Raw genomic sequence first — 15,214 nt, 5'->3', positions numbered from 1 at the left:
GGCCCGGCACACAAATGAGATGCGGCGAAGCTTGCGACTGCATCCAGGGGATGAAAATAAATGGAGTATTTCGTCCAGCAGCTCATTAACGGGCTGACTCTCGGATCCATCTATGGCCTTATCGCGATCGGCTATACGATGGTTTATGGCATCATCGGCATGATCAACTTCGCCCATGGCGACATCTTCATGCTCGGCGCCTTTGCCGCCCTTATCGTCTTTTTGATCCTCACCACATTCTTCGCCGGCATCCCGGTGGCGCTGGCACTTCTGATCATGCTGGTCGTCTCGATGCTGATGACGGGGCTGTGGAACTGGGTGATCGAGCGCATCGCCTACAGGCCGCTGCGCGGTTCCTTCCGCCTGGCGCCGCTGATCACCGCGATCGGCATGTCGATCGTGCTGTCGAACTTCATCCAGGTGACTCAGGGCCCGCGCAACAAGCCGATCCCGCCGATGGTGACCGACGTCTATCATCTCGGCAACATCACGGTGTCGCTGAAGCAGATCATCATCGTGCTGCTGACCAGCGTGCTGCTTGCGGCCTTCTGGTACATCGTCAACAAGACGCCGCTCGGGCGCGCCCAGCGCGCCACCGAACAGGACCGCAAGATGGCGGCGCTGCTCGGCATCGACGTCGACCGCACCATCTCGATCACCTTCGTCATGGGGGCGGCGCTGGCGGCCGTCGCCGGTACCATGTACCTGATGTATTACGGTGTCGCGACCTTCACCGACGGTTTCATTCCCGGCGTCAAGGCGTTCACCGCAGCCGTTCTCGGCGGCATCGGCTCGCTGCCGGGTGCCGTGATCGGCGGCCTGCTGATCGGCCTCATCGAGAGCCTCTGGTCGGCCTATTTCACCATCGCCTACAAGGACGTCGCCACCTTCGCCATCCTGGCGTTCGTGCTGATCTTCAAGCCGACCGGTATTCTGGGTCGACCCGAAGTCGAGAAGGTTTGATCCCATGACCGTATCTGTGAATTCCGCTGCTGCGACCGAGCCTTCGAGGTTCGGGCGGGCGGTGAAGGAAGGCCTGTTTGCCGGTCTCTTCGCCCTTGGCATGTTCATCCTCTATGTCGGCATCCGCACCGACCAGGACATCAACAACGAACTGGTCTGGTACACACGCTGGGGCCTGCTGTCGGTCTTCGTGGCGATTGCCGCCGTCGGCCGCTTTCTGATCGTCGCCTTCGTCCAGCCATGGAATGTCGAGCGCAAGAACCGGCGGGCCAAGGTGCCGGTGCACGAGATCGAGGCCGAGCCGTCCTTCTTCCACAAGCATTTCCTGAAGATCGCGGTCGTTGCCGTGCTGATCTATCCGTTCGCCGCCCTCGGCCTGTTCGGTGTCCAGGGGTCACTGAAATATGTCGACAATTTCGGCATCCAGATCCTGATCTACGTCATGCTTGCCTGGGGCCTCAACATCGTCGTCGGTCTCGCCGGCCTGCTGGATCTCGGCTATGTCGCCTTCTACGCGGTCGGCGCCTATTCCTACGCGCTGCTGTCGCAGTATTACGGCCTGTCGTTCTGGACGCTGCTGCCGCTTTCGGGCATCCTGGCAGCCCTGTGGGGCATCATTCTCGGCTTCCCGGTGCTGCGCCTGCGCGGTGACTATCTGGCGATCGTGACGCTCGCCTTCGGAGAAATCATCCGTCTGGTGCTGATCAACTGGCAGGATGTCACGCGCGGCACCTTCGGCGTCTCGGGCATTCCCAAGGCCACCTTCTTCGGCATCGAGTTCAATGCCTCGAAGACCGGCTTTGCCAAGATTTTCGACCTGCCGATGTCGTCGGCCTATTACAAGATCTACCTGTTCTATGTGATCGTCGCGCTTTGCGCGCTGACCGCCTATGTGACGATCCGGTTGCGCCGCATGCCGATCGGTCGCGCCTGGGAGGCCCTGCGCGAGGACGAGATCGCCTGCCGCTCGCTCGGCATCAACACGGTGACCACCAAGCTGACCGCCTTTGCCATCGGCGCGATGTTCGGCGGCTTTGCCGGCTCGTTCTTCGCCGCCCGCCAGGGCTTCGTCTCGCCGGAAAGCTTCGTCTTCCTGGAATCGGCCGTGATCCTGGCGATCGTCGTGCTCGGCGGCATGGGCTCGCTCAGCGGCATTGCGATCGCTGCGATCGTGATGATCGGCGGCACCGAACTGTTGCGCGAGATGAGCTTCCTCAAGCAGATCTTCGGCCCGGAATTCACCCCGGAACTCTACCGCATGCTGATCTTCGGCCTGGCCATGATCATCGTCATGGTGTTCAAGCCGCGCGGCTTCGTCGGTTCCCGTTCCCCGACCGCCTTCCTCAAGGAAAGGAAGGCCGTGTCCGGAAGCTTTACCACGGAAGGTCACGGCTGATGACAAGCAAAGCGAACGCCATGACCGATACGATCCTGAAGGTCGAACACCTGTCGATGAAGTTCGGCGGCCTGATGGCCATCAACGACTTCTCCTTCGAGGCCAAGCGCGGCAACATCACCGCGCTGATCGGGCCCAACGGGGCGGGCAAGACCACGGTGTTCAACTGCATTACCGGCTTCTACAAGCCGACGATGGGGATGATCACGCTCAACCAGAAGAACGGCCATTCCTTCCTGCTGGAGCGGTTGCCCGACTTCGAGATCCCGAAAAAGGCGAAGGTGGCGCGTACCTTCCAGAACATCCGGCTGTTTTCCGGCCTGACGGTTCTGGAAAACCTGCTGGTCGCCCAGCACAATGCGTTGATGCGGGCGTCGGGCTACACCATTCTGGGGCTTCTCGGACTGCCGTCCTACAAGCGCAAGGAGAAGGAAGCGATCGAGCTTGCCCGCTTCTGGCTCGACCGGGCCAATCTGATGGACCGTGCCGACGATCCGGCCGGCGATCTGCCCTATGGTGCCCAGCGGCGCCTGGAAATTGCCCGCGCCATGTGCACCGGTCCGGAGCTTCTGTGCCTCGACGAACCGGCCGCCGGCCTCAACCCGCGCGAATCCGCTGTGCTCAACGAATTGCTGCAGGGCATCCGGGCGGAAACCGGCACCTCCGTTCTTCTGATCGAGCACGACATGTCGGTGGTGATGGAAATCTCCGACCATGTCGTCGTGCTGGAATACGGCCAGAAGATTTCCGACGGCACCCCCGATCACGTGAAGAACGACCCGAAGGTGATCGCAGCCTATCTCGGCGTCGAGGATGAAGAAGTTGATGAAATCGAAGACCAGTTGGACGAGGGGACGATCTGATGTCTGAAGAGCCCCTTCTGAAGGTCCAGGCCGTCGAGACCTATTACGGCAATATCCGTGCGCTGGCCGGTGTCGATGTCGAAGTGCATCGCGGCGAGATCGTCAGTCTGATCGGTGCCAACGGCGCCGGCAAGTCGACGCTGATGATGACCATCTGCGGCAGCCCGCAGGCGCGGCGCGGACAGATCATCTTCGACGGCACCGACATCACCCAGATGCCGACCCATCTGATCGCCCGCAGGCGCATCGCCCAGTCCCCCGAGGGACGGCGGATCTTTCCGCGCATGACGGTGATGGAAAACCTGCAGATGGGGGCGAGCCTCGACAACCTGAAATATTTCGATACCGACGTGGAGAAGATCTTCACGCTATTCCCGCGCCTGAAGGAGCGCCAGCACCAGCGCGGCGGCACCCTGTCGGGTGGCGAGCAACAGATGCTGTCGATCGGCCGGGCGCTGATGGCAAGGCCCAAGCTGCTGCTGCTCGACGAGCCGTCGCTCGGCCTGGCGCCCCTGATCATCAAGGGGATTTTCGAAGCCATCAAGGTGCTGAACAAGGAAGAGGGGCTGACCGTCTTCCTCGTCGAACAGAATGCGTTTGCCGCCCTCAGGCTCTCCGACCGGGCCTATGTCATGGTCAACGGCCAGGTGACGATGAGCGGCTCCGGCAAGGAATTGCTGGCCGATCCGTCGGTCCGCGCGGCCTATCTCGAAGGCGGACGCCACTAGGCGAGAAGAAGGATTATCCACATGCAAGGTTTGTTCTTCGAAACGGATAGCGGCGTGCGCTATATCCTGCGCGCGCTCGTCGTGCTGCTCGGCTTCTGGACCGCCTGGCGCTCCGGCAAGGCGGTCGCCACCAACTGGCAGCACTATCCGACCGTCGTCGTCTATACGCTGATCCTCGGGCTCGCCATGCGCTTCCTGCACTACGCGCTGTTTGCCGGACCCTTCGTCAGTCCGTTCTTCTACGTCATCGACGTGGTGCTGCTTCTGATCTTTTCGACCGCCGGATATCGCCTCCAGCGCACCCAGCAAATGGTTGAAAACTATTATTGGCTTTATCAGAAGACTTCGCCGTTTTCCTGGACGAAGAAACAGGCCTAGCTCGATTGACAGGCCGGTATTTTCTGTCTCACATGCTGCGTGAGTGGAACAGGTTTCTCGGACAGTGAAGGTGGGTATTGTGCCGGGACCGCTTAAACCAACCCGCCAAAATAATTGGGAGTAACAAAATGAAAAAGTCGCTTCTCTCCGCTGTTGCCGTCACGGCAATGGTTGCCTTCGCCGGTAGCGCCTATGCCGACATTCTTGTCGGTGTTGCAGGTCCGCTGACCGGCCCGAACGCTGCGTTCGGTGCACAGCTGCAGAAGGGTGCAGAGCAGGCTGCCGCCGACATCAACGCGGCTGGCGGCATCAATGGGGAACAGATCAAGCTCGAGTTCGGCGACGACGTCTCCGATCCGAAGCAGGGCATTTCGGTCGCCAACAAGTTCGTTGCCGACGGCGTCAAGTTTGTTATCGGTCACTTCAACTCGGGCGTTTCGATCCCGGCTTCGGACGTTTACGCCGAAAACGGTATCCTGCAGATCACCCCGGCTTCGACCAACCCGCAGTTTACCGAACGGGGCCTGTGGAACACCTTCCGTACCTGCGGCCGTGACGACCAGCAGGGCGCCGTTGCCGGCAAGTACATCGCCGACAACTTCAAGGACGGCAAGGTTGCCGTCATTCACGACAAGACGCCTTACGGTCAGGGCCTTGCCGATGAAACCAAGAAGTCGATGAACGGCGCCGGCATCACCGAAGTCATGTATGAAGGCATCACGCCCGGCGACAAGGACTTCTCCGCCCTGATCGCCAAGATGAAGGAAGCCGGCGTCACCGTCGTCTACTTCGGCGGTCTGCACACCGAGTTCGGCCTGATCGAACGCCAGGCAGCCGACCAGGGCCTGAAGGCCACCTTCATCTCGGGCGACGGTATCGTTTCCAACGAACTGGCTTCGATCGCCGGCGACGCCGTTCTCGGCACGCTCAACACCTTTGCTCCGGATCCGCGCAAGAACCCGGCTGCCCAGGACGTTGTGAAGAAGTTCCGCGATGCCGGCTTCGAGCCGGAAGCCTACACGCTCTACTCCTACGCCGCTCTCCAGGTCATCGCCGAAGCCGCCAAGGCCGGTGAATCGACCGATCCGGAAGCCGTCGGCGAAGCAATGAAGGCAAAGGGTCCGTTCAAGACTGTCATCGGCGACCTCGGCTTTGACGACAAGGGCGACATCACCCGCCCGGACTACGTCATGTACGAGTGGAAGAAGGGCGACGACGGCAAGATCTCCTACTTCGAAATGGAAGACGGCAAGTAAGATTTGCCTCATTTCTGATCCGACGGAAAACCCGGCCTCGCGCCGGGTTTTCTGCGTTTTCGCAACACCGCGAATGCGGGCCTTACCAGACAATCGGTCCTTCGGCTTCTCGCACCCGGCGGACGGCGGGGCGGGCCTCGATCCGTGTCATGTAGGCCTGGATGTTGGGATAGGCTTCTAGTGACAGCGCAGCCGGTTCGGCCCAGTTCAGCACGACCAGCGCATAGCCGTCGATCACCGAAAAGCGGTCGCCGAGAATGAAGGGCTTGTCTGTCAGCCACGCCTCGAGCACCTTCAGCCGGCGCGCGACCCGTTTCTCGTACAGCGCCCGCGCAACCTCTCTGCCCTCTTTCGTCTTTGCAGTGCGGGGATAGATATACTCAATCAGGGTGGGATGCAGATCTGAGGCCACGAAGGCGAGCCAACTCTCTGCACGCGCGCGTTCGATCGTGCCTCTGCGTGGCATCAATTCCCGCTCCGGCGCCATGTCGGCGATATAGGAGAGGGTGGCTGCATTCTGCGTGAGGATGCCTCCATCTTCCAGCAACAGAACCGGTGTCATGGCCATGGGGTTCAGCGACCGGAGCTTGACCGTCAGGGGATCGTCGAGGCGATCGAGATGAACCTCGATTGCCTGATAAGGAAGGCCGGCTTCCTCCAGGGCGAAATGGTTGGAGGTGGAGCAGGCGCCGCGATGGTAATAGAGAGTAGTCATGATTTGCCCTTTCACGAGTTCATGGTATTAAGTGGATCGCTGAACCGTATATATGGATCAGTGATCCATTTTTCCAGGGGAAATGCATGCGCGCCGATGCGGAAAAGAATTACGGCCATCTGCTGGCGGTTGCGGGAGAGGTCCTGCGCGAGGACGGCATCGATGGTGCCTCGATGCGCGACATCGCGCGCAAGGCCAAGGTCGGCCTGGCCACGATGTTGCGGCACTTTCCGACACGGGAGGCGCTGCTCGACGCGCTGCTGCGCACGGCGCTCGATGAGCTCACGGCAAGGGCCGCCAGTCTCGCGGCGTCGGCCCATGCAGGTGACGCGCTCGTGACCTGGCTGCGCGATGCGGTCGCTTTCGTGCATGTTTACAGCGGCGCCGTTGACATGATGGCAGCTGCGTTGGCCGATCAGGAGTCTGACCTGCACGCGTCCTGCGTGGCCGTGCGCAGTGCCGGCAGCGAACTGCTGGCGACAGCGCAGGCCCAAGGTGACGCCCGATCGGACATTGACGGCGAGGATCTGTTCGCCCTGACCGCCTCGCTTGGCTGGCTTCATGATCAGCCGGCCCTCTCCGCGCGCGCTGACCGGATCTTCGACATGGTTGCGCAGGCGGTTCTGGCGAAGGGAACGTAAGTATGGACGGCCCGCGGTTTCAGGTCTGCAGGTGCACCTGCAGGCAGCGAAGGATCTCCGCCACGCGCACCTCCACGCTCGCCTCTGGTAGCATCATCGTTTCGTATCCGAGCCGCGGATAGACATCGAGCAGCCGTTCGTATTCCGCCTCGGCGGCTGCCAGATCATGCTGCCGCTCGGTGTCTTTGCGGTAGATTTCCGGCCAGGGCGGCGTCAGGAAAACGAGCCTGTGGTACCGGTGTTCGGCAGCCAGCCGGGCAAGCCACCCGGCTTCCCCGGTCGCATGGTGGAGAGCGGTTGCGGCATCGATCAGACTGCGGTCGAAGAAGACAGGACCGTCGAGGCGCATTGCGTCCGCGCGATCCTGCAGAGCCATTTTCAGGGCCGCGTGGGCAAACTTGCCAGGATCGATCCCCGGCAATTCGTCGCGTCTACCGCCTTCGGCGAGTGCCCTTTCGACGATCCGCCGGCCGGGTTCCTCGACCGTTGCATAGCCGCGTTCGGCCAGTGCCGACAGGAGCGTCGACTTGCCGCCGCCCGAGCAGCCGGACAGGATGACGAAGCGATCCATGTCGGTCTCCTGGTTCTCCTGGAATGCTGCCTCAGGCCTCGTGCATCACATGCGCCGCCTTGACGGCAGCCGAGGCGCGGTTCTCGACCCCGAGCTTCACGTAGATCTGTTCCAGATGCTTGTTCACCGTGCGTGCGGACAGCCCGAGGATCTCGCCGATATCGCGGTTGGATTTACCCCGCGCGATCCACACCAGCACCTCGGATTCGCGCTGGGTCAGGCCGAAGCTATGGCGCAGTACCTCGTCATGCCCCTGCGCGGCGCTCGATGTCAGGCGGAACAGATATTCGTCGGCGCCGATGGCGCCGAGAAAGCTGATCTGCAGGCTCGGTGCCTTCCGGAACGGGTAGGGCGCCTCGCGCTGGACGCCGGGTTCGTCGCGCCGTTCGAGCCAGCCTGCGATTTCGGGGCCCAGGGCCTCCACGCCGTCGTCGCGGCCGACGGCGGCATTGACCAGGCGGGTTGCCTGCGGCGTCGACCAGTTGAGGCTGCCGTCGGCCCGCACGGCCAGCAGATGCCGCCCGGCGGCATCCAGCGCCACGCGGGCGCTCTGCGCGGAACGGGCGTTGGACAGATGCACCCGGATGCGGGCGCGCAACTCGTCGACATTGATCGGCTTGGTCAGGTAATCGACACCGCCCGAATTCAGCGCGTGGACGACGTGTTCGGTCTCGGTCAGTCCGGTCATGAAGATTACCGGCACCTGCGACACCGAAGCGATGGATTTCAGCCGCACGCAGGTCTCGAACCCGTCCATCACCGGCATGACGGCGTCGAGCAGGATGATGTCGGGGCTGATCTTGTCGGCGATCGACAGGGCTGCCGAGCCCGAGGTGGCGATCAACACGGAAAAGCCGTTGGCCTCCAGCGTCTCGGTCAAGAAGCCGAGCGCATCGGGGCTGTCGTCCACCAGAAGGACGATGTCGCGCGGTCTCTTCGGTTCAGCCACCGGTTTCTGCCCTCTCCGTTTCGAAGGTTCGGAGATAGCGCATGGCGCCATCCATGTCGAATGCCTGGACGAAGCGCCCGACGGCATCGGAAAACGGCTGGTGGGCCTCGTCCTTGGCAAGGTCGGCGAGCTTGGCTTCCATGCCCCTGACATAGCCGATCTCGGCAAACCGGATGAGGTCGTCGACATGCGCCCGACCGGGGCTCTGGATCACGACGGCCGGCGTCTTCGCCAGGGTCCCGGCCAGCAGCACGGCCTCGTCGGCATAGACCCATTCGAGGCCCATATGCAGCGCCAGCTTGTCGCGCAGCCGCTTCAGGTTGACCGGCTTGGCGATCGCATCCGTATGGCCGTCGGTGCCGACCGCGCCGCCGGCATCGCCGATATTGGCCGACAGCATGACGATCGGCGCCGTCTGGCCCGTCTGGCGCAGCTTTTCCACCAACTGCCAGCCATTCATGCCGGGCATCGAGACATCGACAAGGAAGAGGTCCGGCCGGATGCCCTCGATCAGCGTCAGGCAGTCGGGGCCGGAATTGGCGGTCAGCACGACGAAATCGAGGGGGGCCAGCACTTCCCGCATCAGGTCGCGGTGATCCTCGTTGTCGTCGACAACGACGATCGTGCGGCGCGGGCCGGTATAGCTGGCGATCGTGCGTTCCGGCGCCGGCGCCGTGCTCGGGCGGTTGACGCTGGACAGCATCAGCCGCACCCGAAATGTCGTGCCCTTGTCCGCCTCGCTCTCGACCGCGATTTCGCCGCCCAGCGTATTGGTCAGAAGCTTTGTGATCGTCAGCCCGAGGCCCAGGCCCGGCATCGGCTTGATGCTGTCGGCATCGCCGCGCTGGAAGGGTTCGTAGATGCGGGTGAGGTCGCGCGGCGAAATGCCGCGTCCGGTGTCGGCCACGGTAAAGCTTGCCACCTGGCTGCGATAGGTGACGGCAAAGCGCACGGTGCCCCGGTCGGTGAACTTGATCGCGTTGGACAGCAGGTTGACAAGGATCTGGCGCAATCGCTTCTCGTCGGTGCGGACATATTGCGGCAGGTTACGCGGCCGCTCGTGTTCGAAGGTGAGGCCCTTGGCCTCGGCCTGGGGGGCGAACATGTCGATGATCTGGTCGAGGAAATCTGGAAAGATCACCTCGTTGGAATAGACCTGGAGCCGGCCGGCCTCGATCTTGGAAATGTCGAGCAGCCCGTCGATCAGGCCGGACAGATGGTCGGCGGAGCGGCGGATCACCCGGATCGCCGACTGGCGCGGCGCCGGGATCATCTCGTCACGCTCGAGGATCTGCGCATAGCCGAGCACGGCATTCAAAGGTGTCCGCAGCTCGTGGGACAGGCCGACGACATAGCGGCTCTTGGCGCGGTTGGCGGCCTCGGCCTGTTCCTTGGCCGCCTGCAGGGCAGCGTCGGTCTTCTGGTGGGCGGCGATTTCCTTCAAAAGCAGGGTGTTCTGGCGGGAGGATTCCTCCTCCGCCACCACCCGGCTGTCATGGGCAAGCACATAGAACCAGGCGGCGATGCCGGCCAGCACGGCAAAGACGAAGAAGACGATCAGCACCGCTCCGTAGACGACGTCTGCGGTCTGCGGATCGCGCGTCGCCACCTGCTTGGCGATCATCGCCAGAATCGCACCGATCACCGACACTGCGGCAAAGGCGGTCATGCCGTAGCGCCCGAGCCTCGTCGTCAGCTTGGCCACCACGGCGTCCGGCAGGATTTTCCGCGCCACGGTGCCGGTCTGGGCATTCAGCTTCGCATGCGGCTTGCACATGTCGTGGCAGCGGCTGTCGAGCGAGCAGCAGAGCGAGCAGATCGGCGCGGCATAGGCCGGACACCAGGCCATGTCCTCCGGCTCGAAGGGATGTTCGCAGATCGAGCAGGTGATCGAGGACAGGGTCTTCCAGCTGTGGCGCGGCTTGCGCGCCAGATAATATCTGCCCCGGGTGGCAAAGGCGATCACCGGCGAGACGAGAAAGGCAACAAGCGTCAGATAGGTCGACAGCGAGGCAGCCGTCGGCCCGAACAGCCCGAAATGCGCCACCAGCGCGATGCCGGCGGCAATCGACAGCGTGCCGAGCCCGACCGGGTTGATGTCGTAGAGATGGGCGCGCTTGAACTCGATGCCGGGCGGCGCGAGACCGAGCGGCTTGTTGATGAACAGATCGGCCGAGATCGTGCAGAGCCAGCTCATGGCGATGATCGAGAAGATGCCGAGCGTCTCTTCCAGCAGCCGGTAGATGCCGAGCTCCATCAACAGCAGCGCGATCGCCACGTTGAATACCAGCCAGACGACGCGGCCCGGATGGCTGTGGGTGAGGCGCGAGAAGAAGTTCGACCAGGCGAGCGAGCCCGCATAGGCGTTCATCACGTTGATCTTCAGCTGCGAGACGACGACGAAGGCGACCATCAGCAGCATCGCCGCCGTGTGGTTGGGGATCATGTAGCCGAAGGCGGTCAGATACATGTGGGCCGGGTCGGCGGCGGTGCCGGCCGGCATGCCGGTCGACAGCGTCAACACCGCGAGGAAGGATCCCGCCAGCAGTTTCGGCACGCCGACCACGACCCAGCCGGAGCCGGCCAGGAACACCGCGAGGCGGTGGCGCAGCTTGCGCTGGCCCTCGGGCGGCAGGAAGCGCAGGAAGTCGACCTGCTCGCCGATCTGCGGCATCAGCGCCAGGATGACGGCCGAGGCCGCGCCGAATTCCAGGAGGTCGAAGGGCGCGGCACCGCCAAGATCGGCATTGGAGTGGCCGATGCCGGCAAAGGCGCGCCAGAGGTCGATCTTCTGCCAGTCCATCAGCGCGATGAAGATGAACGGCAGGATGTTGAGCACGATCCAGAAGGGCTGGGTGAGCAGCTGGAAGCGCGAGATCAGCTGCACGCCGTAGGTCACCAGCGGGATCACCACCATGGCCGAAACGATATAGCCGATCCACAGGGGAATGCCGAAGGCAAGATCCAGCGCGCCGGTCATGATCGAGGCCTCGATCGCAAACAGCATGAAGGTGAAGCTCGCATAGATCAGCGAGGTGATCGTCGAGCCGATATAGCCGAAGCCGGCGCCGCGGGTCAGAAGGTCGATGTCGACGCCGTGGCGGATCGCATAGCGGCTGATCGGCAGGCCGACCACCAGCATGACGACGGCTGCCGCCAGAATGGCGAAGAAGGCATTGGTGGTGCCGTAGGACAGCGTGATCGTGCCGCCGATCGCTTCCAGCGCCAGGAACGAGATCGCCCCGATCGCCGTCTGCGAGATCCGGCTGGACGAGAACCGCCGCGCGCTCTTGGCGGTAAAGCGCAGCGCATAGTCCTCCAGCGTCTGGTTGGCGACCCAGCGATTGTAGTCGCGACGAACGGGGATGATGCGTTGGCGTGCGGCCATGCGGGAAAACGGGCGCCTTTCGGGGATGAAACCGGATCCCCGGCATTTTCACGCGATTGGCGGCAATGGCAAGGGGCGCAGCGTCCGGCTGCGTCCGATTATCGTCCGGTCGCGTCGGCAGACGGATAAAAAAGGGGACCGGATGCAAAAGCAGCCGATCCCCTCTGAACTATCTGAAACGCCTTGGCCCGGCCTGTTCGTCACGTCTCCGCAAGCCGCCGACCCAGCGCCTGGATCAGCTCTGCCGCGTCATAGGGCTTGCGCACCACCGGGATGGAGAGCAGTTCCTCGGGCAGGGCGGTGCGGTCGTCATAGCCGGTGGCGAAGATGAAAGGCACATTGCGCCGTACCAGTTCCTGCGCCACAGGCACCGAGGTCCCGGTGCCCAGATTGATGTCCAGCAGCGCGACATCGGGGGTGAAGCGCTTCAGGTGATCCAGCGCGTTGGCGCTGGAATTTGCGACGGTAATCTCGTTGATGCCGTTGTCCGACAGCATCATTTCGACGTCCATCGCGATCAGGACCTGGTCCTCCACCAGCAAGACAGAAGCCTCGTCCAGTTTGCGGGCTTCGGTAAGTGCTGTTTGCGTACCGTTGATCATTTTTTCCTCCGGACGTTGCTCCAACACCGTGATGAAGCGTGCAGGTATTGTCATGGTGGCCCGCAGGCCACCGGGATCGAAATCGACCTTGCTGCTTCCTCCGAGATCGAAGGGAATGCTGCGTTCGATCAATGCTGTTCCAAATCCTCGGCGGGACGGTCTGTCGACCGGTGGACCGCCCATTTCCTGCCAGATGATCTCGATCTCCCCTTCGGGGCGCACCGACCAGCTGACCTCCAGAGACCCTCCCGGTCTCGACAGGGATCCATACTTAGCCGCATTTGTGCACATTTCATGGAAGACAAGCGCTGCAACTGCATAAGCACGGCCATCGAGCTGGATTCCGGGGCCGAGAATGGTGATTTTGTTGTTTTCGCTCTTGTAGGGAGACAGTTCCGCCTCGAGCAGACCCTTCACTTCTCCGCCGCCGCTGCCGCGAATCACCTGGTCATGGGCAAGCGACAGGGCCTGGATGCGACCTCTGAGAGATGTGACATACTCGCTGAGCGTCACCGCTTCGCGGGCCGGCGTTGCCACCAGGGACTTGATCACGGCAAGGATGTTCTTGACGCGGTGATTGAGTTCCTCGTTCAGCAATCGCTGGCGAATCTCGGCCTTCAGCCGCTCCTCCTGCATCATTTCGCTGTGGCGCAGGACCACTTCGACGGCGGCCGAATGGATGGCCGAGGCGATCTCGCGGTCGGCGTCGTTCCAGGGCTCGGAATTGCGCTCGACCGTTTCTTTCCAGATGGCGAAGCTCTTGCGCGGCGTCAGCCGGTCGCCCATCGGACCGGTCGCATAGGACTTGTCCGGATTGCCCGCCCAGTTGAGCGTCTGCAGCCTCTCCTTGCGGAAGAACAGCAGGCAGTCGCTCGACACCTGTGACAAGGGCACCGCGAGCACGCCGGATGCATCCTGGTAATAGTCTTCCGCCTTGGGATAGGTCAGGGACAGGTTGTGGGTGGCAAATATGCGGCTTTCGCTTGTCGAAGACATGAAATCGGCAAGACCGGGAATGGCCGCTGCCGGCGGCGTGGTGCCGATGCCGTGCCAGCGCTCGTTGAGATACAGACCTATGCCGTCGCAGGGCAGCATGTCCTTGAAGTCGGCCATCGCCTCGCGCATCAGGTCGAAGACGTCGCCCTCGTCGCCGGCGCGCTGCAGGAAGCGGTCGAGGGCATTACGGGCCGTGGTGACGGCCGTCAGCCGCTGCTTCTGCAACAGGCCGATCAGGTGCATGGAGAGATATTCACCGAACATTTCCGCCGAGATGCGCTGCGGCATCGACAGGAATTTCGGCGAGTAATGGTGGCAGGCGATCAGCCCCCAGAGCGCCCCGTCAATGATGATCGAGATCGACATCGAGGCTGCCACGCCCATATTGCGCAGATATTCCAGATGGATCGGCGAGACGCTGCGCAGATGCGCGTGCGACAGGTCGAGTGGCTGGCCGGAGGGGTCGAGTGTCGGTTCGATGGCGATGCTGTGGCCGGCGGAATCCGAAATGATGCGGATCGGGTTCTTCAGGTAAAGCGCGCGCGCCTGCTGGGGAATGTCGCTTGCCGGGAAATACTGGCCGAGAAAGCTTTCCAGATCCGGGCGCTTGGCCTCGGCCTCGACCTTGCCGGCACCGTCATGTTCGAAACGGTAGACCATCACCCGGTCATAACCGAGCACGGCCTTCAAAAGCACGGTCGTCTGGCGCAGCAACTGGGTGCTGTTGATCGTCGCATGGATGCGGCCGATCAGTTCGCGCGTCAACTGCAGGGCCATGACCTTGCCGTCGCTCGCCTCGAATTCGAGAATGGCGTGGCCGGCATGGCGGTGGATGCTTACGTCGAACACCCGGCCGGGCGCGATCTCGAGCTGCGGTATCAGCGCCGGACGCGATGCCTCGGGTGCTGCGGCGAGCGCGTTGCGGATATCATGGGTGGCGCCATGGCCGATCAGGTCGGCAAGATTGCGGCCGTTCAGCTCCGTCTCGAGGCCGAGCATCGCGGCTGCGTTACCGGAGTGCCGCAGAACGGTGCCAGCACCCGCGTCACAGGCGATAAGACAACCGTGAGGCTGAATACTGCCTGGAATATGGATGGGTTCGCGGTCGCAATTGGTGAGGTTTACAGGGTCGTTCGGTGACATCTAGGCTTTCTCGAAGGCATGCAAGGCGCGGTTAAAGGTTACCACAGCCGCCTCGACCATCGCTTCCTCATCGACGTTATCCGCCAGATCCAAGAACGCACAGAAGGCGTTCCAGTTCCCGAGACTTGCAGATTGTTTTTTCAGGTGTGCCGCGCCGGTCGTCTCGCCGAGCCCCAGGCGTTCCGCCCGCTTGACCAGAATGCGGGCACCGAGGGCCGAACCTTCCAGCACGTAGAGCATGCCGAGCATCGCGTCGCGCGACAGCGGCCGTCGAGGTTCTTCCGCCTGCGGCGTCGGCGGGACGCTGGTCGCGCCGCCGGTCGCAGCCAGGTCATGCTGCAGCTCCTCGACGATCAGGCTCGGCTGGTAGTCTCCCAGATGCCGCGCCATCGGCGTCACCGCCAGGTCAGCCTCGACGTCGCGACGGAAGGCGAGCATGCCGCGCAGATAGCGCGAATAGTCCGAAAGGTCGGAGAAATCCCCGACGAATTCGTCGAGCTGGCGATGGATGGGTGCGGTGCGAGTGCGCAACACCTGGCGTCGGTCTGACACTGGCATGGAAGTGAGAGGGTCCCGTTCTCAGCGGTTGAATAAGCTGGTGCATATATCATGCGAGCCAGGCGGC

General features: G+C 62.7%; 13 protein-coding genes. 7 read left to right on the top strand and 6 right to left on the bottom strand.

Features of this window, described 5'->3' with window-relative positions; genetic code table 11:
- The first annotated feature begins 60 nt into the window (after positions 1-60).
- From J2Z17_RS00650 to J2Z17_RS00625, 6 genes are all read left to right on the top strand, one after another.
- Positions 61-963 (top strand): branched-chain amino acid ABC transporter permease, encoded by a 903-nt coding sequence (locus J2Z17_RS00650; RefSeq protein WP_209941278.1) that lies wholly within the window; start codon positions 61-63, stop codon positions 961-963.
- Between the two features lie 4 nt (positions 964-967).
- Positions 968-2,359: a high-affinity branched-chain amino acid ABC transporter permease LivM gene (gene livM, locus J2Z17_RS00645; protein ID WP_209941277.1), complete on the top strand. Its 1,392-nt coding sequence runs from the start codon at positions 968-970 to the stop codon at positions 2,357-2,359.
- On the top strand, positions 2,359-3,222 hold the full coding sequence (locus J2Z17_RS00640) for an ABC transporter ATP-binding protein (protein ID WP_280923331.1): 864 nt from the start codon (positions 2,359-2,361) through the stop codon (positions 3,220-3,222). The genes livM and J2Z17_RS00640 overlap by 1 nt, the downstream gene beginning before the upstream one ends.
- Positions 3,222-3,950 (top strand): ABC transporter ATP-binding protein, encoded by a 729-nt coding sequence (locus tag J2Z17_RS00635; protein WP_209941276.1) that lies wholly within the window; start codon positions 3,222-3,224, stop codon positions 3,948-3,950. The genes J2Z17_RS00640 and J2Z17_RS00635 overlap by 1 nt, the downstream gene beginning before the upstream one ends.
- Before the next feature lie 21 nt (positions 3,951-3,971).
- Positions 3,972-4,328 carry a DUF6867 family protein gene (locus tag J2Z17_RS00630; protein WP_209941275.1) on the top strand — a complete coding sequence of 119 codons (357 nt, stop codon included), beginning with the start codon at positions 3,972-3,974 and terminating at the stop codon, positions 4,326-4,328.
- 128 nt (positions 4,329-4,456) lie between these two features.
- Complete coding sequence (locus tag J2Z17_RS00625; RefSeq protein ID WP_209941273.1) at positions 4,457-5,584, top strand: branched-chain amino acid ABC transporter substrate-binding protein; 1,128 nt, start codon at positions 4,457-4,459, stop codon at positions 5,582-5,584.
- Positions 5,585-5,666: 82 nt separating this feature from the next.
- Here the strand turns inward: J2Z17_RS00625 and J2Z17_RS00620 are convergent, their stop codons facing one another.
- A complete protein-coding gene (locus J2Z17_RS00620) occupies positions 5,667-6,299 on the bottom strand; it encodes a glutathione binding-like protein (RefSeq protein ID WP_209941271.1) in 633 nt (210 codons plus the stop codon).
- 86 nt (positions 6,300-6,385) lie between these two features.
- Between J2Z17_RS00620 and J2Z17_RS00615 the strand changes: the two genes are divergently transcribed.
- A complete protein-coding gene (locus J2Z17_RS00615) occupies positions 6,386-6,940 on the top strand; it encodes a TetR/AcrR family transcriptional regulator (RefSeq protein WP_209941269.1) in 555 nt (184 codons plus the stop codon).
- 19 nt (positions 6,941-6,959) lie between these two features.
- Here J2Z17_RS00615 and J2Z17_RS00610 read toward each other — a convergent pair whose 3' ends face one another.
- The 5 genes from J2Z17_RS00610 to J2Z17_RS00590 all read right to left on the bottom strand — a co-directional run bounded on the left by J2Z17_RS00610 (position 6,960) and on the right by J2Z17_RS00590 (position 15,147).
- Positions 6,960-7,511 (bottom strand): AAA family ATPase, encoded by a 552-nt coding sequence (locus J2Z17_RS00610; RefSeq protein WP_209941267.1) that lies wholly within the window; start codon positions 7,509-7,511, stop codon positions 6,960-6,962.
- Positions 7,512-7,542: 31 nt separating this feature from the next.
- The gene (locus J2Z17_RS00605; protein ID WP_209941265.1) at positions 7,543-8,460 is read right to left on the bottom strand and encodes a response regulator; all 918 of its coding nucleotides are present in this window, start codon (positions 8,458-8,460) and stop codon (positions 7,543-7,545) included.
- Positions 8,453-11,848 (bottom strand): hybrid sensor histidine kinase/response regulator, encoded by a 3,396-nt coding sequence (locus J2Z17_RS00600; protein ID WP_209941263.1) that lies wholly within the window; start codon positions 11,846-11,848, stop codon positions 8,453-8,455. Before J2Z17_RS00600 ends, J2Z17_RS00605 begins: the two co-directional genes overlap by 8 nt.
- A gap of 200 nt (positions 11,849-12,048) precedes the next feature.
- Positions 12,049-14,589, bottom strand: coding sequence for an HWE histidine kinase domain-containing protein (locus tag J2Z17_RS00595; protein WP_209941261.1), 2,541 nt, complete (start codon positions 14,587-14,589; stop codon positions 12,049-12,051).
- Complete coding sequence (locus J2Z17_RS00590; RefSeq protein WP_209941259.1) at positions 14,590-15,147, bottom strand: biliverdin-producing heme oxygenase; 558 nt, start codon at positions 15,145-15,147, stop codon at positions 14,590-14,592.
- Positions 15,148-15,214: the final 67 nt, after the last annotated feature.

It is taken from the genome of Heterorhizobium halophytocola (assembly GCF_017873095.1).
GTDB lineage: Bacteria > Pseudomonadota > Alphaproteobacteria > Rhizobiales > Rhizobiaceae > Allorhizobium > Allorhizobium halophytocola.
This window is presented reverse-complemented; position numbering and strand designations above follow the sequence as displayed.

Excerpts from the sequence above, each read along its gene's own strand:
- J2Z17_RS00650 (WP_209941278.1), top strand. The coding sequence starts at position 61 with ATGGAGTATTTCGTCCAGCAGCTCATTAACGGGCTGACTCTCGGATCC.
- livM (WP_209941277.1), top strand. The coding sequence starts at position 968 with ATGACCGTATCTGTGAATTCCGCTGCTGCGACCGAGCCTTCGAGGTTC.
- J2Z17_RS00640 (WP_280923331.1), top strand. The coding sequence starts at position 2,359 with ATGACAAGCAAAGCGAACGCCATGACCGATACGATCCTGAAGGTCGAA.
- J2Z17_RS00635 (WP_209941276.1), top strand. The coding sequence starts at position 3,222 with ATGTCTGAAGAGCCCCTTCTGAAGGTCCAGGCCGTCGAGACCTATTAC.
- J2Z17_RS00630 (WP_209941275.1), top strand. The coding sequence starts at position 3,972 with ATGCAAGGTTTGTTCTTCGAAACGGATAGCGGCGTGCGCTATATCCTG.
- J2Z17_RS00625 (WP_209941273.1), top strand. The coding sequence starts at position 4,457 with ATGAAAAAGTCGCTTCTCTCCGCTGTTGCCGTCACGGCAATGGTTGCC.
- J2Z17_RS00620 (WP_209941271.1), bottom strand. The coding sequence starts at position 6,299 with ATGACTACTCTCTATTACCATCGCGGCGCCTGCTCCACCTCCAACCAT.
- J2Z17_RS00615 (WP_209941269.1), top strand. The coding sequence starts at position 6,386 with ATGCGCGCCGATGCGGAAAAGAATTACGGCCATCTGCTGGCGGTTGCG.
- J2Z17_RS00610 (WP_209941267.1), bottom strand. The coding sequence starts at position 7,511 with ATGGATCGCTTCGTCATCCTGTCCGGCTGCTCGGGCGGCGGCAAGTCG.
- J2Z17_RS00600 (WP_209941263.1), bottom strand. The coding sequence starts at position 11,848 with ATGGCCGCACGCCAACGCATCATCCCCGTTCGTCGCGACTACAATCGC.
- J2Z17_RS00595 (WP_209941261.1), bottom strand. The coding sequence starts at position 14,589 with ATGTCACCGAACGACCCTGTAAACCTCACCAATTGCGACCGCGAACCC.
- J2Z17_RS00590 (WP_209941259.1), bottom strand. The coding sequence starts at position 15,147 with ATGCCAGTGTCAGACCGACGCCAGGTGTTGCGCACTCGCACCGCACCC.